Below are 24,955 nucleotides of genomic sequence, written 5' to 3'. Positions count from 1 at the left end.
GCCGGGCTGACCACTGGGCGGGACGGCCGATGTACCCATACAGTATAGTACGCAGCGACCCCGTCAGAACCCTCTTATTCCGCATGGCGGCCGACCATGAGCGGACAGACGCGATGCCCGCCAGACCCACACATCGAACCGAGGCAGGCCGTGAGGCCCGCCAGCTGAGGCGCAAGCGGCTCATCATCGTCGCTGCGTCGGTGTTCGCCGTACTCGCTGCAACCGCCGCCGCGGGGTTCGTAGTGCGCCACATCGGCCCCTCGACCGCGGCACCTGCCGAGCCGACCCCCACGCTCGACGCCTCCGCAGGGATCGAGTCCACGTACTCCGCCGTCGCCACCGTTCCCCCCGCGCCGTCGGGCCCCACGACCATCACGGTCGCAGCTGTGGGCGACATGCACTTTGACCGTCAGGTGCGGGTGCTCATCAACAAGTCAGGCGGCACCGCGCCGCTTGCCGAGGTGGCATCGCAACTCGCCGCTGCCGATATCACCGTGGGCAACCTGGAGAGCACGCTCTCCGACCTCGGTGAACGCCGCACCGACAAGGACTACACCTTTAAGGGCGACCCTCGCGGGGTGGAGGCACTCGCCGCTGCGGGCATCGACTTCGTCTCGCTCGCGAACAACCACGCGCTCGACTGCGGGACCGACGCCATGCTCGATACGATCGCCCGCCTCGACGCGAACGGCATCGGCCACTCCGGTGCGGGCGCCGACAAGGCCGCCGCGTGGGCGCCCGCCGTCCGCGATGTGAACGGCACGACAGTGGCCTACCTCGCGTTCTCGCACATCCTGCCGAACGGTTTCGTCGCCACGAACACGAGGGCGGGCATCGCGCAGGGCCGCATGAACATGACCGAGGTGGAGGCAGCCATCCGCGCGGCCGACGCCACGTACGACTACGTGCTCGTCTCGTTCCACTGGGGCATCGAGAACGTGGACGACTGCAACGCCGAACAAGTGACCGATGCGCACAAGGCGATCGATGCCGGTGCCGACATGGTTCTCGCCCACCACCCGCACGTCATCCAGGCGGTGGAGTACTACAACGGGAAGCTCATCGCCTACTCCCTCGGCGACTTCGTCTTCGACCACTACTCGCGCAAGACCGGCGAGGCGTTCGTGCTCGAGGCCGAGATCGGCCCCAGCGGCATCGGCGCGGTACGGGTGACGCCCGTGTACCTCGACCAGTACGGGAGGCCCGAGTACGTGACGGGCCAAGCTGCGGCGACCATTCTCGAACGGCTCAAGGCGATCTCCGCCAAGCGCAACACCGTGGTGGAGATATCCGGCGACTCGGCGGCGGTGATCCCGTGAGCCGGACCGCGCCCGGGCGAACGCGCGTCCGCACCCGACGTCCCGCTGCGCAGGTCGGCGGCGCGATGCCCGACACCGGCCTCAGTGTGCGGTCGCGCCGGCCCGTACAACGCAGGCGGTCTCCGTACCCCCTGATGACGGTGGTCGTGACGATTGTCGGCCTCGCCGCGATCGGGTGGATGCTCATGTGGGACGGTCCGGCAACGGAAGCCGAGACGACACCCTCAACCGCGGCCGTGGCTGCGAGCGTGCGCGCTGAGGAACCCGAGCGCGACCCCACTCCGGTCTTCGCCCAACAGGGCGGCACGCGGATCCATCTCGTGATCGACCCCGGAGATCTCACCGCCGTGGCCTTCCATCAGGCCTCAGGCGACCTTGCGCAGCCGATGACCGCCCTCGTCCCCGACGCCGACATGGTGCTGGCGTCGGAGCTGCACGCGGTTCCGCCCGTGGACGGCGGCGACAACCCTGACGACGACGTTTGGGCGGGGTGCGTCCTCAGGCTCTGGCGCAGCAATCGCACGGGGGAACCCGACACGGCTGCGGACATGGGCGCCAACCCGGGCACGCCGGTCTGGTCACCGGTGAGCGGCACCGTCGTCAACGTGCGGCCGTACCTGTTGTACGACAAGTACGAGGACTACGAGATCCACATCCGGCCTGAGGGCCGCGAGGATGTGGACGTCGTTCTCATCCACGTGGACGGCGTGAAAGTGAGGGCTGGCGACCGCGTTCTCGGCGGCGTGACGCAGCTGGCATCCGTGCGGATGATGTCCGACAAGATCAACATCCAGCTCGCGGGTTACACGGCCAACGCGGGCGATCACGTGCACCTGCAGTTCAACCGGATCCCCGCCGAAGGCGAGCTCGCCCAGCCCGGCGGCTCGTAGGCCCTCCGATCCTACCCGGCCCCTCCGCCGCTCCCCTCGCGGGTGATGAAGCCCCGGAACCGCCGGTCGAACTCGTAGCGCTCGAGGCGGACCTTGCGGTCGCATCCCACGCACCGGAGGCCGATGTCCATCCCGAGCTTGGTGATCTCCCACTCATTGGTGCCGCACGGGTGCGGCTTCTTGAGGCGCACCACATCGCCAAGCTTGATGGGCGTGATGGGGACGGTCACGGTACACTCCCTCGGACAGACCCTGCGAAGGCGGGTAGAGTATACCGCGTGACCATGCGTTGAGATCCGGGGGAGCCATGAAGACCAGAGCCGTCCTTTCCGTCCTCGGCGAAGACCGGGTGGGCATCGTTGCCGCCATCGCGACCGCGCTCGCCGAGAACACCGTGAACATCGAGGACATCAGCCAGACCATCATCGACGGCATCTTCTCGATGACGATGCTCGTCACGGTCGACGAGGACGCGCATGCCTTCGACGACGTGCAGGCGCGCCTGGCCGAGGTGGCCGAGCGCATCGGCATGCAGATCACGTTGCAGCGGGAGGACGTCTTCCGCTTCATGCACCGCGTGTAGCGGGAGGGACATCATGCTCCGCATCAGTCCGGAGGAGATCGCCGAAACGCTCGTCATGGTGCAGCAGCAGCACCTCGACATCCGCACGGTCACGCTCGGCATCTCCATCGCCGAGTGCTCGGCCGACACCGCCGAAGAGATGAGCCGCCGACTGTACGAGCGCGTCACGCGCGCGGCCGAGCGGCTGGTGCCGGTGTGCGAGGCGATCGAGCGCGAGTACGGCATCCCCATCCGCAACAAGCGCATCTCGGTGAGCCCGGTGGCCTCGGTGGCCGGCCGCTGTGCGTGCGACGACCTCACGCCGGTGGCCCGTGCGATGGACCGCGCGGCAGCCGCAGTGGGCGTGGACTTCATCGGCGGCTTCTCGGCGCTCGTGCAAAAGGGCGTCGGCCACGCCGACGACGCGCTCATCCGCTCGATCCCCGCTGCGCTCGCCTCCACCGAGCGCGTGTGCTCTTCGGTGAACGTCGCTTCCACGCGTGCGGGCATCAACATGGACGCCATCGCGCGCATGGCGCACACCATCAAGGAGACCGCTGCGCTCACCGCCGAGGCGGACAGCATCGGCTGCGCCAAGCTCGTGGTGTTCGCGAACATGGTGGAGGACAACCCGTTCATGGCCGGTGCCGTTCATGGTGCCGGCGAGGCGGACGTGGTGGTGAACGTGGGCATCTCGGGCCCGGGCGTGGTGCGCGCGGTCGTTGCGGCGATGCCGGAGACCGCTGACCTCACCGCGGTGGCCGAGGCCATCAAGGCCACCTCCTTCAAGATCACGCGTGCGGGCGAGCTCGTGGCGCGCGAGGCAGCCCGCCGCCTCGGCGTGGCGATGGGCATCGTGGACCTCTCGCTCGCTCCCACCCCCGCCGAGGGCGACAGCGTAGCCGACATCCTCGAAGCGATGGGCGTCGAGCGTTGTGGCGCGCCGGGTACCACCACTGCGCTCGCGCTCTTGAACGACGCCGTGAAGAAGGGTGGCGCGATGGGCACCTCATCGATCGGCGGCCTCTCGGGCGCGTTCATTCCCGTGTCCGAGGACGCAGGCATGGTGCGCGCGGTCGCCTGCGGCGCACTCAATCTTGAGAAGCTGGAAGCGATGACCGCGGTCTGCTCGGTGGGCCTCGACATGATCGCGATCCCCGGCGATACGCCCGCCGAGACGATCGCCGGTATCATCTCGGACGCCTGCGCGATCGGCGTCATCAACAACAAGACGACCGCAGCGCGGCTGATCCCCGTGGCCGGCAAGAAGGCCGGGGACCACGCGAGCTGGGGCGGCCTGCTCGGCGCGGCGCCCGTGATGGACGTCTCGGCCTGGAGCAGCGCGAAGCTCATCGCGCGCGGCGGGCGCATGCCCGCGCCACTCGGAAGCCTGCGCAATTAGCGCGTTCGTCGCGCCCACGGGCACGTTCGTCGGTTCACAAGCCCCGTGCCTTACAGGTGGCCTGCTCTTTGCCGATGTATGATGTGGATAGTTGTGCCCTGTTGCACATCCGAAGGAGCAAACGGCAGCATGCTGCGCGCAGGCACGGCACGGCGGCGGATCGCGTTGCAGGCATTGCTTGCAGCGGTCGTCGCGGTCGCGCTGGTGCCAGCCCCGGTCGCCGAAGCCGTGACCGCCCGGGGCAACTTCGCCATCACGGTCACACCGAACGGCACGTACAACGCTGCCACCTACGATCTCGGCGGCTTCCGTACGGGCAACGGTGAGACGGTGACCGGCTACACACTGACCTTCCCGAGCGACACCAATGCCTCGGGCGCAACCTCCCCGGGCGCGGGTGACGTGGTGACGGTGGCCGCCGACAACCGAACGGTCACGGTCGTGCTCGGCACCCCCATCGCCCAGCGGACCAGCTTCGACATCGCGTTCGGGAATGTCGTGAACCCCTCAACCGCGGGCACGTACAGCATCCCGTCCGTGACGTTCACGCGTCAGGGGACGACGAACCAGACGATCAACATCAGCGGCGAAACGTACGGCATCGTGGCTGCTCCGTATCTCAGCATGACGATCACAACGCCTGGTTCGGGGCAGACCGTGGACTTCGGGACGATCGATCCGGGTGTCGCCACCTCGGCGAGACAGGTCAGCGTACAGGTCGTCTCCTCAGCAAACTACACCATCGCCCGCACGGTCGGCGGAAGCTGGACTGAGCTTGGACTGCTCGTATCGGGGACCGCCACGGGTGCGAAGACGGCCGGCACGGCCGGCTATGTCGACGACTACGTTCTGACGCCGCTGTGGACCACCGATCCGGAGATACCATTGACGGCGACCGTGGTCTACACGGTGACGCAGTGAGGAGGCGCCGCTCGCAAGCACGGAATGACCGTCTATCATCGCCGAAAACCGTTCGTCAAAGTCGGGGTTGTGTTCTTTGTCACGCTTGCCGATGAAGAAAGCGCGGGAGAGCTGCGGCGGACGCGCAGGGGCCGTCAAGGCGCGCTTGTACCGCTCATCATAGTGGCATCGAACCTGCAGTCATGATGGCACGCACGTTGGACAAAGAGGAGGTCAAGCAATGAAGAAGGCAGTTGTACTGGCACTGGCAGCGATCATGGTGCTTGGTGTCGTGGGAGCCGCGTTCGCGGACGCCGTACCGTACCCCGGCGCCGTGAACGGTGATGGCGATCTCGAGGCAACGAACGGCGCAAGTCCTGTCCAGGTCACGGCGAGCGTCAAGTCGAAGCTCACGCTGACGGTCGACACCCCGGACGGCTCGCAGACGGCCGCGTTCGGTGACGTCTATCCGGGTGCCGCCGCGGTCACCGAGGACGTGGATGTAACGGTTCAGTCCAACAAGAGCTGGACCTCGTCCACCTCAGTGGCCGGCCAGGATGCCCTGATGGGACTATCGCGGGCGGGCTTCCCGGCCTCGGGCGCCAAGGGCGCCAACACGTATACCGACACGTACACGGTGAACGTGCCCTGGACCACCGACCCGGGAGACTACACCGCGACCGTCACCTACACCGTGACGCAGGACTAGTCGCAGCACAACGCACAGAAGGACCCCGCGCATCGCGCGGGGTCCTTCTTCCCTTCTTCATGTTCGCGACACGGTGCGCCTACTCGGTCGATTCTGCGCGCGAGTCCTCGAGGCCTCGTGTCGGCCCGGCCGTCTCCTGCGCCCGCGCCTCGCGACGCTGCCGCCGTTCCTCGGCCTCGGCCTCGCGTTCGCGATGCGACTTGTGTCGGGCCGCCCTGGCTGCCCGACGTTCACGCTTCCGCCTCACGGATCGATACACCAGGTATCCCAATGAGTAGACCACCAGGAATGCGACCAGGACCACGGCCCACAGCGGCACGAGCCAGACGGTGCGCTTCTCGACTACTTCGGTCGGTACCGTCGCCCCATCCTCCAGGAAGATGGTGTTCACCCAGACCGTGTGCGGGCCCAAACTTGCCGTCGGCGACACGAGCTCACCCGTGTACTGTCTGCCCGTCTGCGCAAACACGGCGGTATCGGTGGCTACCTGTGAGGCCGTGAGCGTTGCCTCGCTGCTGTCGAGCAGGCTCACCATCGTGAGCACGGTCTCGTTGACGTTGCCTTCATTGTTGAGGGTGAACTGGTACGGCACTGTCCTTCCGATCACGAACTTGGGCACCTCGAACGGCTTGACTGTGACCTTCTCGATGATCGTGCCGTTCACCCGAAGCGCGATGCGCGCCCCGAGACGACCGGAGATGACGGCCGCCGAGCCTTCAGTCTCATTGGCGAACTCGAACATCTCGAAGAAGATCACCACGTTGTGATCGCCCGGGGCGGTGCCGGCAGGCGGCGTGAACTCGAACTTGATAGGGATGTTCTCGCCGGGCTCCATCTCAAGATACGGCGTGTTGCCCACCGCTTTGCTGTCCGCCGGCATGTAGACGCGGAACCACGAGGCCGGGGTCGACATCAGACTCGCGCCCTCGCGCTGAGGCGTCGTGAAGGTCTGCTCCCCCGCCGCGTCGATCTCGACATCGCTCACATAGACAAGCGCCTTCATCGGCTCGTCGCCATCGTTGCCGACGATGACCTCACCCTCGCCGTTGCCGCCGGCGTCCACCGTGAACGCGAACGTTCCCGACGACAATGCGATCGTCCGCTCCGCATGCGCCGCCCCGGGCAGCGCGGCGAGCAAGATCGCGAGCGCGAGGACCGCCGCGACCCGCCGTGTGCGTATCACTAGATCCCCACCGCCTCGCGGAACGATTTCACCTGGCGGCGCGCCACGGGCACCTGGGTTTCGTCGCGATCGGCCACGACCACCATGTACGCCCCCTCGGCACGGACGATCTCCTTCACCTTGTTGAGGTTGATCATGTAACTGCGGTGAAGGCGCCGGAATGCGTCGGCGGAAAGCCGCTCCTCCAGCTCCGAGAGCGTGAGGTCGACCAGGTACTGGTTCTCGTACGTGTGCACGTACGTGGACTTGTTCTTCGCCGAGATATAGACGACTTCTTCGAGATCGAGCAGCACGGTCCGGCCGCCCTTGCGCACGGCGAGTTTGCGGAAGTCGCCTTCGGCGGCCGTGACAGCCCCGGCGCGCGGGCGTCCGCGCATGAGGCTCTGGATCCGCGCTACCATCTCCATGAGATTGAACGGCTTGGTCACGTACTGCTGCACGCCCTGCTTGAACGCGAGGATGCGCGCGAGGTCCTGCGTCTTGGCGGTCAGCATGATGACGGGGATGTCGGCGGTCGCGGGATCGTTGCGGATCTCCATGAGCGCCATCCAGCCGTCCACGCGCGGCATCATGATGTCGAGCAGAACGACGTCGGTGGGGCTGGCGTGGAGCGCATCGAGCGCCTCGGCGCCGTCTGATGCCGAGGTGACCTTCATGCCCTCGGCCTCGAGCCCCATGCGGATCATATCGACGATGGACTCGTCGTCATCGACCACAAGCACCCTGATGGGATCGGACACGGCTACCTCCGAATGCCCTCAAGCCACGGCGTGTGCCGTTCGTCAGGTAATCTGCCGAACGGTCAGCCCTACGCTCGGATTGTAGCGCAGATGCCGCTCGTCGGGCTATTCGGCTCGTGCGGAACTACTCGGCGTCTCTCGAGAGCCATTCGTCTATGGCGCGAGCGGCACGCTTGCCAGCCCCCATCGCAAGGATCACGGTGGCTGAACCCGTGACGATGTCGCCGCCGGCGAAGACGCCCGGTTTCGACGTAGCGCCGTTCTCGTCGGCCACGATGTAGCCGCGTTTCGTGACCTCGAGGTCGGGCGTCGTGGCTGTGAGCAGCGGGTTCGCGCGCGTGCCGATCGCCATGATCACCGTGTCGCAGTCGATGACGAACGACGAGTCCATCACGCAGACCGGCGCGCGGCGTCCGCTCGCATCCGGTTCGCCAAGCTCCATCCGCGTGGCGGTGAGGCCGGTGACCCAGCCCTCGTTTCCGAGGATCTCCTCGGGAGAGCACAGCATCTTGAACTCCACGCCCTCCTCGCGCGCATGGTGGACCTCTTCCTTGCGCGCCGGCATCTCATCCTCGGTGCGCCGGTACACGAGGAAGACCTCCTCGGCGCCGAGGCGCTTGGCGGTGCGTGCCGAGTCCATCGCCACGTTGCCGCCACCCACGACGGCCACCTTGCGGCCGCGCATGACGGGCGTGTCGGCTTTCGGAAACTCGTAGGCGCGCATGAGGTTCACCCGCGTGAGGAACTCGTTTGCCGAGTAGACGCCGTTCAGGTTCTCACCCGCGATGTTCATGAAGACGGGCAGGCCAGCGCCGTTGCCGACGAAGATCGCATCGTACCCTTCGGCGGTCATGAGCTCGTCGAGTGTGTACGTGGCACCCACGACTACATTGCAGCGGATCTCCACGCCCATCTCCTCGAGCAACCCCACCTCAGCCTGCACGATGTGCTTGGGCAGTCGGAACTCGGGGATGCCGTAGGTGAGCACGCCGCCGGTGGCGTGGAGAGACTCGAGGACGGTGACCGCGTGCCCGAAGCGTCGAAGCTCACCGGCGCACGCAAGCCCGGCGGGGCCGGAGCCCACGACCGCCACGCGCTTGCCGCTCGGCGCCCCAACCTCGGGGACGCAGCGGTGGTCGAGCTCGCAGGTGAGGTCGTAGTCGCCAAGCCAGCGCTCCAGGCGGCCGATGGCCACCGCCTCGCCCTTCTTGCCAAGCACGCAGCGCGCCTCGCACTGCTCCTCCTGGGGGCACACGCGCCCGCAGACGGCAGGCAGCGCATTGCGCTCCTTGAGCACGGAGACCGCAGCGGGGTAGTCGCCCTCGATCATCCGGCCGATGAACGACTTGATGTCGATGTTGACCGGGCAGCCCTCGATGCACGTCGGCACCTTGCACTGCAGGCAGCGCTCGGCCTCACCGCGCGCCATCTCCTCGGTGTAGCCGAGCGTGACTTCCTTGAAGTCGCGTGCGCGCTCGGAGGGCCCGCGCTCGGGCATCGACGTGCGCGGTGCCCGCGACGGCTTGCGACGCGGCTGTTCCGCCGCGCCCTCTGCTCCGGTCGTGTCGTCTAGGAGTGGCATGAGCACTGCCTTGAGTACTCGGCGTCGGCTTCGCGCTCCAGATCGTTGTAGACCCGCTGGCGGCTCATCAGCTCCTCGAAGTCCACGAGGTGGCCGTCGAAGTCGGGACCATCGACGCAGCCGAACTTCGTCTCTCCACCAACCGTGACGCGGCACGCGCCGCACATGCCCGTGCCGTCGACCATGATCGGGTTGAGGGAGACGGTCATGGGCACAGCGAACTCGCGTGTGGTGGCCGCGCAGAACTTCATCATGATCGCCGGGCCTATCGCCATCGCGTGATCGAGTGCGCCTGCCGCGCAGAGCTCCTTGAGCGGCGCCGTCACGAGGTCCTTGCGGCCCGCCGAGCCATCGTCGGTGGTGATGACGAGATCCTTCAGGGGCAGTGCCCGGAACTCGTCCTCGAGAATGAGCAGATCAGCGTTGCGCGCACCCAGGATCACCGTGACCTCGGCACCGGCATCGCACATCGCGCGGGCAACCGGGTACGCCACCGCGGCGCCCACGCCGCCCCCGATGACAGCAACGCGCCCCACGCCGTCCACGTGCGTCGGCACGCCGAGCGGACCCACCACGTCGGCGAGCGAATCGCCCGCCCCCAGGTGCGAGAGTGCGTGGGTCGTCTTGCCCACGCGCATGAAGATGAAACGGATCCAGCCTTCTTCGGCGGACCAGTCGGAGAACGTGAGCGGAATGCGCTCCCCGCCCTCGGCCACGCGCAAGATGAGGAACTGCCCCGCGCGCGCCTTGGCGGCGATTGCCGGTGCAGTCACGCCCATCTCGAAAACGGCATCGGAAAGCTGACGTGTGTGCACGATGGGAAACATCGGTCCTCCGGCTTGCTACACTCAGTGGCGGCGTACACGTGCGGACAAGTATACCCGCCACCGGAGGTCAGGCAATGAAGCGCACTCGCGCGTTGGGGACGGTCCTGGTGCTGCTCGGAATGCTCTCGGTGATGACCGGCTGCGGAGGCGACGATCCGGTCGTGGTGAGCCGTGAGGCGCTGGGCACGGTCGTCACGGTCACGGCGTACGGCGAGGATGAGGAGGCGGTGACCGCCGCCATCGAGGATGCCTACGTGGCGATGGCCGCCGTCGAGGCGCAGCTTGACGCGTACGACGCCGCCTCGGTTATCTCGCAGTTCAATGCGAACCCGTACACGCAGACGGTGCTGCCCGCCGAGGCGAACGCGATACTCAACGAGGTCATCGTTCTCGGCGTGGGCGCTGACTTCTCACCATCGCTGCTCGGCGTCGAGCGGCTCTACGACTTCGAGGGCTCGCCGCACGTCCCCGACGCAGACGACCTCGTTCTGGCCGTAGCGGCCGCCAACACCTTCAGACGCAACCCCGACGGCACGGCGGAGTTCATGCGCGGCGACAACCCTGATGCCCGCCTCGACGCAGGCGGAGCGCTCGCACCAGGCGTCGACCTCGGAGGTGCCGCCAAGGGCCTCGCGATGGACCGGGCGCGCGAAGCGCTCAAGGCGAGCGGCGCCGTCACGGCGGCGCTCATCAGCTCCGGTAGCAGCACGGTCACCTTCGGCGAAAAGCCCGATGGCGGCGCGTGGGTGATCGGCATCGAGGACCCACGCGACCCGGACGAGATCGTCGCGACGTTCACGTTCGAGGGCGACGGCGCGCTTTCCACCTCGGGTGACTACCAGCGGTACTTCGAAGCCGATGGCCGACGCTACCATCACATCCTGCACCCCTCGACCGGCAGACCGGCCGAAGGACTCCGCTCGCTCACCGTAGCCAGCGCGACCCTCGCGGGCGTACACACCGACATCCTCTCGACCGCGCTGTTCGTGATGGGACCCGACGAGGCCCAGGAGTGGGCCACCGATCACGGCGCGGCGCTCTACGCGGTAGACACCGAGGGGCGGGCACTCGTGGTGCCCGCCCCCGATGACTCGAGTCTCAAGGTCGATGAGAAGCGCGACCCTGAGCCCTAGATGTACTGCTTCACGAGGTTGGTGACCAGCGGAATCTCGAAGGACTCACCCTTGTTCGCCTTGAGTGCGAGGACGATCCCATAGATCACGCCGGCTACATAGATCACGAAACCGATGAGTATGAAACTGAGCACCCACGTGAGTACCTGAATGACCAGACCAAGCGCAAGGCTCTGGATTGCGTGAGTCCGCACCCACTTGTCGTTCTTCTGGGGCTCAATCACAAGGGCAATGATGCCCGGAATGGGCCAGAGGAAGAACAGGTAGCTTAGCGTCGCAAGCAACTTCCCTGTGCTGTCGGGCGCATCCCCTCCGGTCGCTGGCCCTGCTGGTGCCACGGGCGGCGTGGTCGGTGCGGGAGGCGTGCTCTGGAAGTCATCGCTCATGTGTTAACCCCTCCTCGTTGCGGACATCGCCCGGCGCCAACGCCAGGCTTCGTTTGCAGTATACCCTGCTGCGCTGGTAACATCGCACATGGAGCGCCTTCCGGCGGGATTGAATACCTGCTTCCCTAGACCGTCCGGAGGATACATACCATGCGTCGTACTCGCGCCCTCAGAGCCGCACTTTCGCTCGCCCTCATCCTAACGTTCGTCTCGGTGCCCTTCGCGAACGCCGCGACCGAGGCTGAACTGCGCGCCCACGAGAAGGCTGCACGCGACGCCCGGGCCGCAGCGGAAGCCGCCCAGAGCGAAGCGGAGCGCCTCGCTGCAGAGGCTGCCGCGTTGGACACCACCATCGCGTCTCTCCAGGGCGAAGTGGATGCCCTCGCCGACGACGTCGCCATCGCCACCGACCGCACCACCCGGCTGCAGGCCGAGGTGGACGCGCTGCGCGCACAGGTGGATGCCAAGCAGTTGCAGATCGAGGCGACACAGGCCGAGTACGAGCGCCAGCAGGCACTGCTCGCCGACCGCGTCACGACCACGTACAAGAACTCCGACTTCCTGTACTTCGAGCTGCTGCTCGAGTCGCGTACGATCGAGGACCTGCTCACCCGAACCGCCATGGTGCAGCGGGTCATGCAGTCCAACAGCGACCTCGCTGAAACGCTTCGCAAGACCCGCATCTCGATCGAGAAGAGCAAGGCGGAGATCGAGCGCGTGATGCTCGACGTGGACGCCAAGCGCGCCGAGGCCGAGGCCGAGCAGAACCGTGTGGTCACGCTGCGGTCGCAGTGGCAGTCCAAGGTGAGCCAGCAGAAGGCCGCACAGGACCAGAAGGAAGCGCTCGTCGCCGAGAACGAAGCGAACGCCACGCGGCTGCGTGCCATGGCCGAAGCCGAAGAGGCCGAGTCGGCGAAGATCGCGAGCGAGCTGTACGGTAGCGGGTCGGGCTACTTCGCGGGCATCATGACCTTCCCCGTACCCGGCTTCGAGCAGACGCCCACCGGTGGGTCGGCGTTCGGCTACCGCGTGCACCCGATCCTCGGCTACACGAGACTCCACACCGGCATCGACATCGGTGGACGAGCCGTGGGTAAGGACATAAACGGCGCCACGATCGTCGCCTCCGCGGATGGCAAGGTCATCTATGCGGGCTACCGGGGCGGCTATGGCAACTGCATCATCATCGACCACGGCAATGGCGTGGCCACGCTCTACGCACACATGCAGAGCGGCAGCCTCAAGGTGAGCCAGGGCCAGACCGTCGAGCGCCGAGATGCGATCGGCAAGGTCGGCAGCACGGGACTCTCCACCGGGCCGCACCTGCACTTCGAAGTGAGGATCAACGGCACCCCCGTCGATCCGATGCCCTACCTCAAGTAGTCGTCGCTTTGGGTGAGGCGTGAACCACGCTTCGTAGTCCTCGCAGGGGGCCCTCGGCGCCTCGGAGGACATGCCTCCTCGCCGCCTCCCCCTGCTGTGGAGTGACTCCGCTTAGGTCCCCGCCTCACCCAAACACAGCAACCAGGGCAGGACCCGGATCAACGACATTCCCTCTCAGGGCGGCGGAACCTATCCCGCGTTGTACTCCTGCATGGCCGAATCGACGCCGTGCTCGAGCACGTGCAGCACGGCCTGTGCGGCGTGAGGAATCATGTCGGCCAGGCGTTCGGCCACCGGCCTACTCATCGGCTCGAGGACGTAGTCGGCCGGATCCTGCCGACCGGGCGGCCTGCCGATGCCGATGCGCACCCGCGGGAAGTCGCCCGTGCCGAGCGACTCGGAAAGCGAGCGAAGTCCGTTGTGCCCGCCGTGGCCGCCCCCGCGCTTGACCCGCACCGACTCCTCGGGGAGATCGAGGTCGTCATGCACGATGATGATGTCCGCAGGATCGACCTCGTAGGCTGCAGCGAGTTTGGCGATAGCCTTGCCCGAGAGGTTCATGTACGTCTGCGGCTTCACGAGCACGAGGTCGTCTGCGCCAAGACGGACGAGGCCGACTTTGGCGCCGGCCTCGTCCTTCCAGTAACTGACGCGCAGGTTCTCGGCCAGCAGATCGACCACCATGAACCCTGCGTTATGTCGCGTGTTAACGTACTCGGCGCCCGGGTTTCCGAGCCCCACCACGATGCGTGTCATGGGGTGCGGTCTACTCCTCGGCTTCCTCGGACTCCTTGCCCACCTCGGGCACCTCGACCATCTCTTCAACCTCGGCAACGACCTCTTCCTCAACCGCCGGCGGCATGCACGACGCGATGACCGTCTCAGGCTCGTCAAGCAGCGTGACGCCCTTGGGCGCAACCAGGTCGGCCACCGTGAAGGAGTCGCCGATGTTGAGCGGCGAGACATCGACCTCGACGTGCTCGGGCAGGTCCTTCGGGCGCGCCTCGATCTTCAGCTCGCGGAGTGAATGCATGACCACGCCACCGGCGCGCTCGCCTTCGGCGCTTCCGATGAAGTCGATAGCGACCGTGGTCTGCAGCGTGTGACCCATGTCGACGGCCCAGAAGTCGATGTGCTGGACCGCGCCCTTGATCTCCTCGTGACGCACTTCCTTGATGATGACGTCGAGCACCTTGTCCTCGCCTTCGATGGTGAGGTCCACGAGCGTGGAGCCCACCGAAGCGTAGTGCATCAGGTGCTCGAAATCGCGACGGTCGACCGAAAGCGACTTCGCCTCGACCTTGGGCCCGTAAACTACCGCCGGGATGAGACCTTCAGCGGCCATCTTGTGGCTCGTCTTGCCCGTAGCCTCACGGACCTTGGCGCTTAGTTTGACCTCGTTTGTCATGTGGTGCTCCCTCCGTGGTTGCGGGCGGCGTGGACACGCTACCCGGGCGCTCTCTTAGAGCTGGAAATCAGGATCGAACAGCTCGGAGACCGAGTCGTCGTTGTACACGTTCTGGATGGCGCGGGCGAACAACGGTGCGACCGACAGCACGCGGATCTTGCCGTGGAGCCGGTCCTCCGGAATGGGCAACGTATTGGTGATGACGACCTCTTCGATCGGCGCCGTCTCGATCCGCTCGAAGGCCGGCGGCGAGAACAGACCGTGGGTCGCGGTGACCCAGACCCTGGCGGCCCCCTTCTGGATAAGCGCCTTGGCGCCTTCGGTCACCGAGCCGGCGGTGTCGATCATGTCGTCGGCCACGATGCAATTCTTGCCGGCCACCTCGCCGATGACGTGCGTGATCTCGGCGATGTTGTGCTCGGGGCGTCCCTTGTGCAGGATTGCGAGGCCCGCACCGAGCATGTCGGCCATCTTCTTGGCGGCCTTCACCCGGCCGACGTCTGGCGAAACGACCACGAGGTCGTCGAGGTTCAGCGCTTCGAAGTAGTCGGCGAGGATCGGTAGCGCGGTCAGGTGGTTCACCGGCTGGTTGAAGAAGCCCTGGATCTGCCCCTGGTGCAGGTCCATCGCGATCACGCGCTCGGCCCCCGCAACGGTGAGCAGGTCGGCGACCAGCTTCGCCGTGATGGGCTCGCGCGCAGCCGACTTCTTGTCCTGACGGGCGTAGGCGTAGTGCGGGATGACCGCGGTGATGCAGCGGGCACTCGCGCGCTTGGCTGCATCGATCATGATGAGCAGCTCCATGAGCGCGGCGTTCACCGGCTGACACATCGACTGCACCAGGAAGATATCCGCGCCGCGCACGCTCTCGAGATAACGCACGTAGATCTCGCCGTTGGCGAACTTGGAGATCTTGATGTTCCCCAGCTCGACGCCGAGATGCCGGGCGATATCCTCCGACAACTCGTGGTTGTGCGTACCGGAAAAGACCGCCATGCGCTTGCCTGATGTGGAGATCATCGTGCCCGCCGCTCCTTACCCGTCGCCCTGCGTGCTCTCGCGCTTGCGCGCCATCCACTCCTCGATCGTGCGCTGCTCCGTACGCTCCACAGCCAGCGCGCGGGCCGGTACGTCGTGCGCGATGGCGCTGCCCGCGCCCGTGAACGCGCCCTCCCCGATTTCCACAGGCGCCACCAGCATGGTGTCCGAACCGATGAAGGCGCCATCGCCGATCACGGTCCGGTGCTTGTTCGCGCCGTCGTAGTTACAGGTTATCGTACCCGCACCGATGTTGACCCCACGGCCTACCTCGGCATCGCCGATGTAGGACAGATGCGGGACTTTGGAGCCCTCGCCGATGCGCGAGTTCTTGATCTCGACGCTGGTGCCGGCCTTCGAGTCATCGGCCATCACGGTGCCCGGCCGCAGGTAGGCACGCGGACCGACGCTCACGCGGTCACCGAGCGTGCAACCGAGCACGATCGAGGAGTCGATGGTGCAGCATGCGCCAATGGTCGAATCGGCGATTCGCGCATCCGGGCCGAGGACGCACCCGTCGCCGATGACCGTCTCGCCCATCAGGCGCGTCATCGGCTCGATCATCACGTCTCGGCCAAGCCGCACGCGTGGCCCGATCCACACGAGATCGGGATCGGTCATCGTCACGCCCGCAAGCATGTGCCGCTCGTTGATACGGTGCTGGAGCACCCGGCCTGCCTCGGCAAGCTGCACGCGTGTGTTGATGCCCAGCGTCTCGGTCGCTTCCGGTGCTTCGACAGCCGCGACCTCCAGCCCCTCGGCGCGAAGCACAGCGATCATGTCCGTGAGGTAGTACTCGCCCTGCGCGTTGCTGCTCTCGAGCTGCCGCAGGTGGCCGAAGAGCGACTGCGCGTCGAAGCAGTAGGTGCTCGTGTTGATCTCCGTGATGGCGCGCTGCTCAGGCGTGAGGTCGCGGTCCTCGACGATGCGAGTGACGCCGCCCAGACCGCCGCGAATGATGCGTCCGTATCCTGACGGATCCGCCAGACGCGTCGTGAGCACAACAGCTGCGGCACCGGCACGTTCGCGCTCGGCGATGAGCACCGCGAGCGTCTCGGGCGTGAAGAGCGGACAGTCGCCCGCCAGCACGAGGAGCGAGCCCTCGGTGGCGCCCAGCAGCGGCTCGGCGCACAGGACCGCGTGTCCCGTCCCGTGCTGGACGTCCTGGCGCACGAACTCAACGCCGGCGCCGGACAGCAGCGACTCGACGACCTCGGCTCCGTGCCCGGTCACCACCGCGACGCGCTCCACGCCAGCCGCGCGAACCGCATCCACAACGTGGCGCACCATAGGCACGCCAAGCACCTCGTGCGCCACCTTCGGGAGTGCGGACTTCATGCGAGTGCCCTCGCCCGCAGCGAGAATGAGGGCAGTCGTGCTCATCGGAATCCCTTCGTCGTACGGACGTGGTTCCCGTCTGATTGCAGTGGCTGGGGCGGTAGGATTCGAACCTACGGATGGCGGATCCAAAGTCCGCTGCCTTGCCGCTTGGCTACGCCCCAACGCCCCGGTGAAACGACCTTCAAGCGTCGCTTCACGAGCGCAGGGAGTATACCACAGGGGCACGGGTCCCCCGGGCGTCTGGAAGGTGGCTGTGCCCTATACCGCGAGTGCGGCGGCCGCGGCCTCGAACGCGCCGATCCCACCCTCGGACTCGAACTCGGTGAGCACGGCGTCCTGGATCTGCTGCCGCGCGTCGGAATTGATGGGATGGCAGATATCGCGGAACTCGCCGCTCGGCAACTTGCGAGACGGCATCGCCACGAAGAGGCCCTTGTCACCGTTCACCACGCGCAGGTCATGGATCACGAACACGTCATCGATGACGATGCTCGCGATCGCGCAGACCTTGTTCATCGCGACCGGACGGAGAGTGACCTTTGTTATGTCCATGCATGCCCCCATGCTTTGCACTGCCCCATTGTCCCGTTGTTCGACAGAAGAGCAGGCTTCCCTGCCAGCAAGGCCATTCAGAATGCTTCAACCACGCAGCCCTCCGGCTGAGTGCGGGTGGAGACAGCCCACAGCCCCGCGGCGCGTGCTGCGGCAGCGCAGTCCTCGGCCGAGGCGGTGCTTGCGCAGATGCCGAAGACGGCCGAGCCGCTGCCAGCCATCGCCGCTCCGAAGACGCCGGCGCTGCCAGCAACGTGCGCGAGCGCTTCGGCGACGTCAGGCACCAGACCCACGGACGCGGGCGTCATCGCGTTGTAGAGAAGGCTCGCCGCGCCTCGAACGTCATCCGCTTCGAGCGCCTCGATGAGCGAATCAGCCGACACCGGGGCCGTAATGCCGAGCGCGTCGAACGCCGCGTACGCAGCGCCCGTGGGCACGCCTGTATCAGGCTTGACGAGCACGATGGGGGCCTCGAGTGCGCGGAGGCGACGGGCGAGCACGTCACCGCGTCCGGTGAAGAGCGCCGCGCCGCCCTCGAGGAAGAACGGCACATCCGCACCCAGCGAGCGGGCGATGTCGACGAGCCTGCGATCCCCAGCCTCAGCGCCCCATAGTGTCGCCAGCCCGACGAGGACAGCAGCAGCATCCGCGCTCGCGCCGCCGAGCCCGGCGCCCGCAGGCACCCGCTTTTCGACCGCGATCGCCATGTCGAGCGGGTGGCCGAACTCCTCGGCCATCGCACGGGCCGCGCGCCACGCGAGATTCTCGTCAGCCGCCAGGCCCAGGTCCGGCGTGCATGTGAAACCCGTGCCCCCGAGCGTGATGGAAACCGTGTCGCCGAACGCAAGCGTCTGGAGCACCGTGTCTACGGGGTGATAGCCGTCCGGCGCGAGCTGACCGACGGCGAGGTGCAGGTTGATCTTGGCCGGAGCGGCGATGCGAAGTGCCATGGATGTCGTGGACCCCCCGAGATATGCGACACGCGGGGCACAGGGCCCCGCGTGCGGTGTTACGTGTCAGTGCCGGCTTTCGGCTAGTTGAGCCACGGGAAGATACACTCGCCCGTCTCGCAGTGGGTCAATTCCACCGTTCCGGTGAGGATATCCACATAGCTGTAGGACACGCGTGTAGTGCGGCCACGCTTCTCATCAATCTTGAGAACGAACAGGCTCGGGTGCGTCTGCTCGAGAACGCCTTCCCGCTCCAGGACCTTCGAGCGACCCATATTCGCCTTGAGCTTCATGCGCGAGCCCATCATGGACTCGAGATCGGAACGAATACGCCCGACGACCTGAACTTGATTCATGGTGTCCATGCATCATCCTCCTCGAAGAGCGTTAGTATACAGAAAATGGACCTGGATTACAAACTATGAGCTGCGGCTTTGCAGCACTCTCCCGAGCTCGATGTACTGTTCGACCTCAAGATTCTCGGCACGCAGCGAGCCGTCGATTCCCGCCTCTTCGAGCATGGCCGACGCCTCTGACACCGCGAGGCCAAGACCCGCTGCCAGCGAGTTGCGGAGCGTCTTGCGACGCTGCGTGAACGCGGCATCTGCGGCCCGCGCCGCCGACGTGAGGAGTCTCACAGGTAGTCCTCGCTCGGCACGATCGAGCCGGATGACCGCGGAGTCCACGCGCGGCGGCGGCAGAAAACACGAGCGGGGCACGGTGAATCGCGCGCCGGCGGTGGCTCGGAGTGCGAGCTTGACGGTGTAGGCGCCGTACGACTTGCTCCCCGGGTCGGCCGCCATGCGCTCGGCGACCTCTGCCTGAACCATCACGACCGCACGCTCGAGCGCGGGCAGCTCCTCCAAGAACCGCAACACGACCGTGGCCGCGACGGCGTACGGGAGGTTCGCCACAAGCGCCCGGACTGCTCCTGCGGGCGTCACAAGCCGGTTGGTGGGCACCGTCACGGCATCGGCATGCACGACCGAGAGCGAGCCGGAGTGCGCCTCCAACTCGGCCAGCACGGGCACCAGCCGGGTGTCGTACTCGACCGCCACAACGTTGGCACCAGCCGTCAATAGCGCATCGGTGAGCGTGCCGATCCCTGGTCCGATCTCGAGCACAGGCTCGCCCGGCTCGATTGCAGCGGACTCGATGATGCGCCCCACGATGTTGTCGTCGATGAGAAAGTGCTGCCCGAGCGACTTGCGGGTGTAGAGCCCGTGGCGCTTGAGCACGCCGATGGTAGCCGAGGGACTGGCCAGGCGGGAGTGAGGCATGTCGGCCTGGACTACTCGACGATCGTGATGGTCACCGAGCGGCGGCCCCATATGCGCGAGGCGGACCGGGCTGGCGTCTCGCCACCGGTCCAGTAGCAGACGTCGATCTTGGCGCCCTTGATGGCGCCTCCGGTGTCGGCCGCAATCGCGTAGCCGTAGCCGGGCACGTAGAGCTTTGTGCCGAGCGGGATGACCGAGGGATCGACGGCCACGATGCCCCAGTTCTCGGGGATCTTGTACGACTTGAGCTTGCGCTCGATCACGTTGATGCCGCCGCAGCCGGCATCCCACGGCGTGTACGCGGTGGCGGTCACTTCGAGCGTAGTCCCGGATGCAGGGGCCCCGGCCTTGGGATCGGCGCCAGGGCGCAGATACGTGCTCCCACGCGCGGTCGGCACGCGCGTGCCGACCTTGATGACTTTGGGCACGGATGCCACGAGGACTTCCTCCGCCTTGAGGGTGCGGGTGGTCTCGGCGGAACCCACCATGAGGACCTCCCACACGCGGATGCCTGAACCGGGAGCGCCCTCCTGCGCCACGCGGGTCTTGCCCGCAAGCAGCGTCGGGTCCTCTTCAATGACCGTCTCACACGGGATTTCGCCGTCCTCGCGCACGATGCGCGTGAAGACGTCGGTAGCGGTGATCGTCATGTCCTCGGAGAGCTCGGCTTCCACCGAAGGTGTGACGTGCACGCCGATCGACGGGTCGATGCCCGCAGTGACAAGCGCGTCGGCGACCGTGCAGCCGATGACGGACACCTCGATCGTGGCGCCGTTGCACTCGATCGTCACCGGAACCGCCTGGCGAACGACGATCTCGGTGCCGTCGATCACGTGCGTCTCCGGGACCGGGCTCACGATATCGCCCTCATCGAGGACGATGTCGACCTCCTCGAGGACCTCAGAGACGGTCTCGGCTTCGGTGGTGTGATAGGCGGTCTTGCCGTCAACGACGACTGTCACGCCCTTCTTGGCCCACATGAGTCCGGATACGGTGAGTGGTATGACGAGTGCTGCGACGACGAGTACGACGATGTGCGAGGTCCTCAAGTGGCGGGCCGGATGCACCGGCTTACGCATAGCAGCCTCTCGACTGGTTACCGTTCGGTGTCAGAGTGCGACCGTCGAAGTATAGCCCAACGAGGGGTCGCGGACCACGCGAACGCCGCTTGAAACCGACGAGCGGCGTTGTCCGGCCACGACCCACCGACGATGTGAGGACGGACGGTGCTATCGCTGGCGGATGCGCCGCGCAGCCTCAACCGCCACCTGCGCGCCAAGCGAGCGGGCTTCCGCAATCGACCCGGGATGGGCCTCGACGTCGCCCGGTTCGTCCACACCGACAGCGCGCACGACACCGAGAACATCGATGTCGAGCACCGCAAGCACGCTGCGCACGCTGGCCTCGGCGTGCTCGGCCCCGTACGGGTCGCCGCCGCCACGCGCGATCAGGATCGCACCCGGCCGTCGCTCCGGCCGCGGTCGCTTGAGGACGTACGTGCGCGCCCAGTACGGCTGCATGCGATCGAGAAGCGCCTTGAGCACCCCCGGCACGCCCGCGAAGTAGACCGGGCTCGCAACGATGATGGCATCAGCGGCGTCGATCGCCTCGTAGACCGCCGGTCCCCCGTCGTGCTGGATGCACTCGCCCGTGAGCGAACACGCGTTGCAGCCGAGGCAGTGCTTGAGCGCGGCCTCGGCAGCCACAAGCGTGCGGACCTCGGCACCCGCCTCGCGAGCACCGTCGAGCGCGGCGGCGAGCAGCCGGTCGCTGTTGCCGTGGCGGCGGGGGCTGCCCGCTATGCCGAGGACGACCGGCGCGCGGCTCATCGCAGGTGCTCCCGCGCGAAGAGCGCGCGTGCGTTGGCGAGGGCGGCGTTGGCCACCTCGGCGGGCTCGATGCCCTTGGCGGCAGCCACGGCGGCCGCGTTGAGCACTGCGAATGCGGGCTCGTTGCGACGCCCACGGTACGGGTCGGGCGCGAGGAACGGGCAGTCGGTCTCCACGAGCAGCCGCGTGAGCGGCACGATACGTGCGGCCTCGCGGAGCGCGTCGGCCTTCTTGAAGGTCACGGGGCCGGCGAAGGAGATGAAGCAGCCGAGCTCCAGGAAGCGCTCGGCGAGCTCCGGGCCCTCGGTGAAACAGTGGATCACGCAGCCGGCGGACGGGGCGCCCACCTCGGCGAGGAGCGCGAGCCCCTCGTCGTGCGCCTCGCGCAGGTGGATCTCCACGGGCAGGCCCACTTCGTGCGCAAGCTCGAGGTGCCGCCGGAACCACGCGCGCTGGTCGTCGCGCGGCGAGTGGTCGTAGTGGAAGTCGAGACCCAGCTCGCCGAAGGCACCTACGCGCGAATCGCTCGCCAGTTCGCGCAGGCGCGTGAACATCGCCTCGTCGCCTTCCTTGGCGTTGTGCGGGTGCCAGCCCGCGATCAGGCGCACCTCGGGCGTCTGGAGTCCCTCAGGCGCCAGCAGCTCGCTCGCGGAGGTGAGCCAGCCGCTGAGGCCGTCCAGCGTGGTCTCGGGGCTCTCCGAGAGGTCGACAACGGTGGCCACGAGCGCGATGCCGGCCTGGGCCGCCCGCACGAGCGCGGCTACGGGGTCTTCGAGCATGTCGAGATGCGCGTGCGCGTCCACGCTCGGCACGCCGAGGTCCGGAAGTGTGGGCAGCGTTTCGACCATGCGTCCCTCCGGCGCGGGTGCGCCTACTCGTCCTGGTAGATGCGCGGAAACAGCGCCTCGCCCTTGGTAACGGGCGATCTCGCGGGCAGGCCGCCCCACTCGGCAGCAGCAAGGACGTCGGTGACCCGCGTGATGTCGCCGAGTCCGAGACGGCGCCACACATCGGCCGAGGTGTTGGGCATCACCGGCGCGGTGAAGAGCGCGGCAATGCGCACGGCCTCGAGCGCGTTGTAGAGCACGGCACCAAGGCGCGCGGTGTCGCCCTCCTTGGCGAGCGTCCACGGCGCGGCGTTCTCGATGTAGCGGTTCGCGTACTTGATGAGCTCCCAGGCGCTCTCGAGCGCCGCCGAGTAGTCGAGGCGCCGCATGTGGTCCTCGTAGGTCTCGGGAAGCGAGCCGGCGATGGCACGCATGGTCTCGTCCTCGTCGGTCTCGTTCTCCAGGTCGGGTGCGGCTGGCGCGAGGCCCTCGAAGTACTTCTCGGTCATGTTGAACAGGCGCGAACACAGGTTGCCCCAGTCGTTGGCGAGGTCACCGTTGTAGCGCTGGACCATCGCCTCCATCGAGATCGACCCGTCGTGGCCGAACGCCACGTCGCGCAGGAAGTAGTAGCGGTACGCGTCCACGCCGAAGCGCTCCACGAGTGAGGCCGGCGTCTGCGCGTTGCCTTTGGACTTGCTCATCTTCTCGCCCTTGGTGAGCAGGAATCCGTGCGCGAAGACGCTCTTGGGCGGCGCGATGCCGGCCGCCATGAGCATCGCCGGCCAGATCACGCAGTGGAACCGGATGATGTCCTTGCCCACAAAGTGGTAGTCGGCCGGCCAGTAGCGCGCAAAGCGCTCCGCGTCGGCAGGGTCGTCGCTCCCGTAGCCGAGTGCGGTGATGTAGTTCAGCAGCGCGTCGATCCACACGTAGGTGACATGGCCATCGGCGAACGGGAGCGGCACACCCCAGGTGAAGTTGGTGCGCGAGATCGAGAGATCCTTGAGGCCGCCGGTCACGAAGGAGACGACCTCGTTGCGGCGTGTGTCGGGCTGCACGAACTCGGGATTGGCGGCGTAGAACTCGAGCAGCCGATCGCCGAATTCGGAGAGCTTGAAGAACCAGTTGTCCTCGCGGATCTGCTGCACGTCGCGGCCGCACTGCGGGCATTTGCCGTCCTCGAGTTGCTCCTCGGTCCAGAAGGTCTCGTCGGGCACGCAGTACCAGCCCTCGTAGTGGCCCTGGTAGAGCCAACCCTCGTCGTGAAGCTTCGTCCAGAACGCAGCCACACCGCGCTTGTGACGCTCTTCTGTGGTGCGGATGAAGTCGTCGTAGGTGATGCCGAGCATGGCCCAGGCTTCCTGGAACTTGGGTGCGATCGAGTCCACCCACGCCTGGGGGTCCATGTCGTGCTCTTCTGCAGCCTGCGCGATCTTCTGCCCGTGCTCGTCGAGACCGGTGAGGAAGCGCACGTCGTTGCCGGTCATGCGCCGGTACCGCGCGATGGCGTCGGCTGCGATGGTCGTGTACGCCGTGCCAAGGTGCGGTTCGGCGTTCACGTAGTAGATGGGAGTGGTGACGTAGAACGGGGCCTTGCTCACCGGTGATTACCTCGTCTTCAGGATGGGTATTTATGGAAGCGATGCGCACGCTTCGGCGTTGCCATGATAGCGCACCATGCGGCACCAGCCGCTTTCCGAGGAGATGAGCACATGAACGACACGGGCATCGTCCGCCGCGTGGACGACCTCGGCCGCATCGTCATCCCGATGGAGCTCAGGCGCACGCTCGGCATCCACGTGAAGGACCCGATCTCGATATCGGTCGACGGCGAGAAGATCGTCCTCGAGAAGTACCGCGAATCGTGCGTGATCTGTGGCAGCGAAGAGGACGTGCGCAAGGTCAAGGACCGGCCGGTGTGCGCCGGGTGCATCGCGGAGATCAAGCGGAAGTAGGGCGCACTCCGGGTGTCTCCTGCTGCGTAGTCCTCGCCGGGGGCCCTCGGCGGTCCGGACGGCATGCGTCCTCACCGCCTCCCCCGGCTGCGGAGTGACTCCGCAGAAGACACCCGGACCGCACCCTCGCATTGCTCCCAGGTGGCACCAGGGCCCCCGCGAAAGCGCTTGAACTGCCGCCCGCGCGTGACTATAATTCTGGTCATGTCTGAGACCCGCTCACTTGCTGATGTCAAAGCTCACCTCTCCGAGATCGTCGATCTCGTCGAGAGTCAGCACGAGCGCGTGGTCATCACCCGGCATGGCCGCCCCGTCGCGGTGATCGTGAGCCCCGCCGACCTCGAAAGCATCGAGGAGACCCTGGGCATACTGTCCGCGCCCGGCGCTATGGAGGGCATCCGCGCTGCCGAAGGCGAGATCGGCCGAGGCGAGTTCCTCACCGCTGCCGAGCTCCGCGCGAAGTACCTCACGAAGGAGTAGGCCGTGTCGGCCTATGAGCTTCGACTCGCTGCATCCGCCGAACGAGCGCTGGCGAGACTGCCCGAGTTCGCCGCGGCAGCGGTCGTCGAATTCATCACAGGGCCGCTGCTCGAGAATCCCGAGCGTGTGGGTAAGCGCCTGAGCCTTGAGCTCGAGGGCTACCTCAGTGCTCGTAGGGGCGCGTACCGGGTGATCTATCGAATTGCGGACGGCGCTGCTGTGCACGTCGTGCGCATCGATCACCGGGCAGACGTCTACCGGCGGCGGTAGGCGCTC

General features: G+C 66.7%; 29 protein-coding genes and 1 tRNA gene. 11 read left to right on the top strand and 19 right to left on the bottom strand.

Annotated elements, in window-relative coordinates:
- The first annotated feature begins 113 nt into the window (after nucleotides 1-113).
- Both Q7W51_10785 and Q7W51_10780 read left to right on the top strand, forming a co-directional pair.
- Nucleotides 114-1,319 (top strand): CapA family protein, encoded by a 1,206-nt coding sequence (locus Q7W51_10785; GenBank protein ID MDO8848857.1) that lies wholly within the window; start codon nucleotides 114-116, stop codon nucleotides 1,317-1,319.
- Nucleotides 1,320-1,465: 146 nt separating this feature from the next.
- Nucleotides 1,466-2,209: a hypothetical protein gene (locus Q7W51_10780; GenBank protein ID MDO8848856.1), complete on the top strand. Its 744-nt coding sequence runs from the start codon at nucleotides 1,466-1,468 to the stop codon at nucleotides 2,207-2,209.
- A gap of 11 nt (nucleotides 2,210-2,220) precedes the next feature.
- On the opposite strand, the gene Q7W51_10775 is transcribed toward Q7W51_10780, so the two are convergent.
- The gene (locus Q7W51_10775) at nucleotides 2,221-2,439 is read right to left on the bottom strand and encodes a DUF951 domain-containing protein (GenBank protein MDO8848855.1); all 219 of its coding nucleotides are present in this window, start codon (nucleotides 2,437-2,439) and stop codon (nucleotides 2,221-2,223) included.
- A gap of 77 nt (nucleotides 2,440-2,516) precedes the next feature.
- On the opposite strand from Q7W51_10775, the gene Q7W51_10770 reads away from it, so the two are divergent.
- From Q7W51_10770 to Q7W51_10755, 4 genes are all read left to right on the top strand, one after another.
- Nucleotides 2,517-2,792: an ACT domain-containing protein gene (locus Q7W51_10770; protein MDO8848854.1), complete on the top strand. Its 276-nt coding sequence runs from the start codon at nucleotides 2,517-2,519 to the stop codon at nucleotides 2,790-2,792.
- 13 nt (nucleotides 2,793-2,805) lie between these two features.
- Entirely contained in the window at nucleotides 2,806-4,173 is a 1,368-nt protein-coding gene (locus tag Q7W51_10765) for a PFL family protein (GenBank protein MDO8848853.1), read from the top strand.
- Nucleotides 4,174-4,302: 129 nt separating this feature from the next.
- On the top strand, nucleotides 4,303-5,094 hold the full coding sequence (locus Q7W51_10760) for a DUF2808 domain-containing protein (protein ID MDO8848852.1): 792 nt from the start codon (nucleotides 4,303-4,305) through the stop codon (nucleotides 5,092-5,094).
- A 220-nt stretch (nucleotides 5,095-5,314) separates the two neighbouring features.
- Nucleotides 5,315-5,782 (top strand): hypothetical protein, encoded by a 468-nt coding sequence (locus tag Q7W51_10755; protein MDO8848851.1) that lies wholly within the window; start codon nucleotides 5,315-5,317, stop codon nucleotides 5,780-5,782.
- A gap of 79 nt (nucleotides 5,783-5,861) precedes the next feature.
- Here the strand turns inward: Q7W51_10755 and Q7W51_10750 are convergent, their stop codons facing one another.
- The 4 genes from Q7W51_10750 to Q7W51_10735 form a co-directional block, all read right to left on the bottom strand.
- A complete protein-coding gene (locus Q7W51_10750; GenBank protein ID MDO8848850.1) occupies nucleotides 5,862-6,965 on the bottom strand; it encodes a hypothetical protein in 1,104 nt (367 codons plus the stop codon).
- Nucleotides 6,965-7,705, bottom strand: coding sequence for a LytTR family DNA-binding domain-containing protein (locus tag Q7W51_10745; protein MDO8848849.1), 741 nt, complete (start codon nucleotides 7,703-7,705; stop codon nucleotides 6,965-6,967). The genes Q7W51_10750 and Q7W51_10745 overlap by 1 nt, the downstream gene beginning before the upstream one ends.
- 124 nt (nucleotides 7,706-7,829) lie before the next feature.
- Nucleotides 7,830-9,203, bottom strand: coding sequence for an NADPH-dependent glutamate synthase (gltA, locus tag Q7W51_10740; GenBank protein ID MDO8848848.1), 1,374 nt, complete (start codon nucleotides 9,201-9,203; stop codon nucleotides 7,830-7,832).
- A 71-nt stretch (nucleotides 9,204-9,274) separates the two neighbouring features.
- Complete coding sequence (locus Q7W51_10735) at nucleotides 9,275-10,114, bottom strand: sulfide/dihydroorotate dehydrogenase-like FAD/NAD-binding protein (protein MDO8848847.1); 840 nt, start codon at nucleotides 10,112-10,114, stop codon at nucleotides 9,275-9,277.
- Between the two features lie 74 nt (nucleotides 10,115-10,188).
- Here Q7W51_10735 and Q7W51_10730 point away from each other — a divergent pair, with 74 nt between their 5' ends.
- On the top strand, nucleotides 10,189-11,247 hold the full coding sequence (locus Q7W51_10730; GenBank protein ID MDO8848846.1) for an FAD:protein FMN transferase: 1,059 nt from the start codon (nucleotides 10,189-10,191) through the stop codon (nucleotides 11,245-11,247).
- Here the strand turns inward: Q7W51_10730 and Q7W51_10725 are convergent.
- Nucleotides 11,244-11,633 (bottom strand): DUF4870 domain-containing protein, encoded by a 390-nt coding sequence (locus tag Q7W51_10725; GenBank protein MDO8848845.1) that lies wholly within the window; start codon nucleotides 11,631-11,633, stop codon nucleotides 11,244-11,246. The two genes, Q7W51_10730 and Q7W51_10725, sit on opposite strands and share 4 nt — an antisense overlap.
- 150 nt (nucleotides 11,634-11,783) lie before the next feature.
- Between Q7W51_10725 and Q7W51_10720 the strand changes: the two genes are divergently transcribed.
- Nucleotides 11,784-13,016, top strand: coding sequence for a peptidoglycan DD-metalloendopeptidase family protein (locus Q7W51_10720; protein MDO8848844.1), 1,233 nt, complete (start codon nucleotides 11,784-11,786; stop codon nucleotides 13,014-13,016).
- Between the two features lie 189 nt (nucleotides 13,017-13,205).
- On the opposite strand, the gene pth is transcribed toward Q7W51_10720, so the two are convergent.
- The 13 genes from pth to metG all read right to left on the bottom strand — a co-directional run bounded on the left by pth (nucleotide 13,206) and on the right by metG (nucleotide 23,845).
- On the bottom strand, nucleotides 13,206-13,772 hold the full coding sequence (gene pth / locus Q7W51_10715) for an aminoacyl-tRNA hydrolase (GenBank protein MDO8848843.1): 567 nt from the start codon (nucleotides 13,770-13,772) through the stop codon (nucleotides 13,206-13,208).
- A gap of 10 nt (nucleotides 13,773-13,782) precedes the next feature.
- The gene (locus tag Q7W51_10710) at nucleotides 13,783-14,424 is read right to left on the bottom strand and encodes a 50S ribosomal protein L25 (GenBank protein MDO8848842.1); all 642 of its coding nucleotides are present in this window, start codon (nucleotides 14,422-14,424) and stop codon (nucleotides 13,783-13,785) included.
- A 54-nt stretch (nucleotides 14,425-14,478) separates the two neighbouring features.
- Nucleotides 14,479-15,441 (bottom strand): ribose-phosphate pyrophosphokinase, encoded by a 963-nt coding sequence (locus Q7W51_10705; protein MDO8848841.1) that lies wholly within the window; start codon nucleotides 15,439-15,441, stop codon nucleotides 14,479-14,481.
- Nucleotides 15,442-15,459: 18 nt separating this feature from the next.
- On the bottom strand, nucleotides 15,460-16,845 hold the full coding sequence (gene glmU, locus Q7W51_10700; protein MDO8848840.1) for a bifunctional UDP-N-acetylglucosamine diphosphorylase/glucosamine-1-phosphate N-acetyltransferase GlmU: 1,386 nt from the start codon (nucleotides 16,843-16,845) through the stop codon (nucleotides 15,460-15,462).
- A 44-nt stretch (nucleotides 16,846-16,889) separates the two neighbouring features.
- Nucleotides 16,890-16,964 (bottom strand) — tRNA-Gln (locus Q7W51_10695).
- A gap of 97 nt (nucleotides 16,965-17,061) precedes the next feature.
- Nucleotides 17,062-17,355 (bottom strand): septation regulator SpoVG, encoded by a 294-nt coding sequence (gene spoVG, locus Q7W51_10690; protein MDO8848839.1) that lies wholly within the window; start codon nucleotides 17,353-17,355, stop codon nucleotides 17,062-17,064.
- Between the two features lie 77 nt (nucleotides 17,356-17,432).
- Nucleotides 17,433-18,305, bottom strand: coding sequence for a 4-(cytidine 5'-diphospho)-2-C-methyl-D-erythritol kinase (ispE, locus tag Q7W51_10685; GenBank protein ID MDO8848838.1), 873 nt, complete (start codon nucleotides 18,303-18,305; stop codon nucleotides 17,433-17,435).
- Between the two features lie 83 nt (nucleotides 18,306-18,388).
- Nucleotides 18,389-18,670, bottom strand: a complete 282-nt coding sequence (locus Q7W51_10680; protein MDO8848837.1) for a Veg family protein — start codon at nucleotides 18,668-18,670, stop codon at nucleotides 18,389-18,391.
- Nucleotides 18,671-18,724: 54 nt separating this feature from the next.
- Nucleotides 18,725-19,585, bottom strand: coding sequence for a 16S rRNA (adenine(1518)-N(6)/adenine(1519)-N(6))-dimethyltransferase RsmA (gene rsmA / locus Q7W51_10675; protein MDO8848836.1), 861 nt, complete (start codon nucleotides 19,583-19,585; stop codon nucleotides 18,725-18,727).
- A gap of 11 nt (nucleotides 19,586-19,596) precedes the next feature.
- On the bottom strand, nucleotides 19,597-20,664 hold the full coding sequence (locus Q7W51_10670) for a 3D domain-containing protein (GenBank protein MDO8848835.1): 1,068 nt from the start codon (nucleotides 20,662-20,664) through the stop codon (nucleotides 19,597-19,599).
- Between the two features lie 150 nt (nucleotides 20,665-20,814).
- Entirely contained in the window at nucleotides 20,815-21,414 is a 600-nt protein-coding gene (locus tag Q7W51_10665) for a flavodoxin family protein (protein MDO8848834.1), read from the bottom strand.
- Nucleotides 21,411-22,262: a TatD family hydrolase gene (locus tag Q7W51_10660; protein MDO8848833.1), complete on the bottom strand. Its 852-nt coding sequence runs from the start codon at nucleotides 22,260-22,262 to the stop codon at nucleotides 21,411-21,413. Before Q7W51_10660 ends, Q7W51_10665 begins: the two co-directional genes overlap by 4 nt.
- 23 nt (nucleotides 22,263-22,285) lie before the next feature.
- Entirely contained in the window at nucleotides 22,286-23,845 is a 1,560-nt protein-coding gene (gene metG, locus Q7W51_10655) for a methionine--tRNA ligase (protein MDO8848832.1), read from the bottom strand.
- 111 nt (nucleotides 23,846-23,956) lie between these two features.
- On the opposite strand from metG, the gene Q7W51_10650 reads away from it, so the two are divergent.
- The 3 genes from Q7W51_10650 to Q7W51_10640 all read left to right on the top strand — a co-directional run bounded on the left by Q7W51_10650 (nucleotide 23,957) and on the right by Q7W51_10640 (nucleotide 24,949).
- On the top strand, nucleotides 23,957-24,199 hold the full coding sequence (locus Q7W51_10650; protein ID MDO8848831.1) for an AbrB/MazE/SpoVT family DNA-binding domain-containing protein: 243 nt from the start codon (nucleotides 23,957-23,959) through the stop codon (nucleotides 24,197-24,199).
- A 204-nt stretch (nucleotides 24,200-24,403) separates the two neighbouring features.
- On the top strand, nucleotides 24,404-24,679 hold the full coding sequence (locus Q7W51_10645) for a type II toxin-antitoxin system Phd/YefM family antitoxin (protein ID MDO8848830.1): 276 nt from the start codon (nucleotides 24,404-24,406) through the stop codon (nucleotides 24,677-24,679).
- A gap of 3 nt (nucleotides 24,680-24,682) precedes the next feature.
- Entirely contained in the window at nucleotides 24,683-24,949 is a 267-nt protein-coding gene (locus Q7W51_10640; GenBank protein ID MDO8848829.1) for a type II toxin-antitoxin system RelE/ParE family toxin, read from the top strand.
- Nucleotides 24,950-24,955 lie beyond the last annotated feature (6 nt).

This window comes from Coriobacteriia bacterium (assembly GCA_030652115.1).
Lineage (GTDB): Bacteria > Actinomycetota > Coriobacteriia > Anaerosomatales > Anaerosomataceae > UBA6100.
This window is presented reverse-complemented; position numbering and strand designations above follow the sequence as displayed.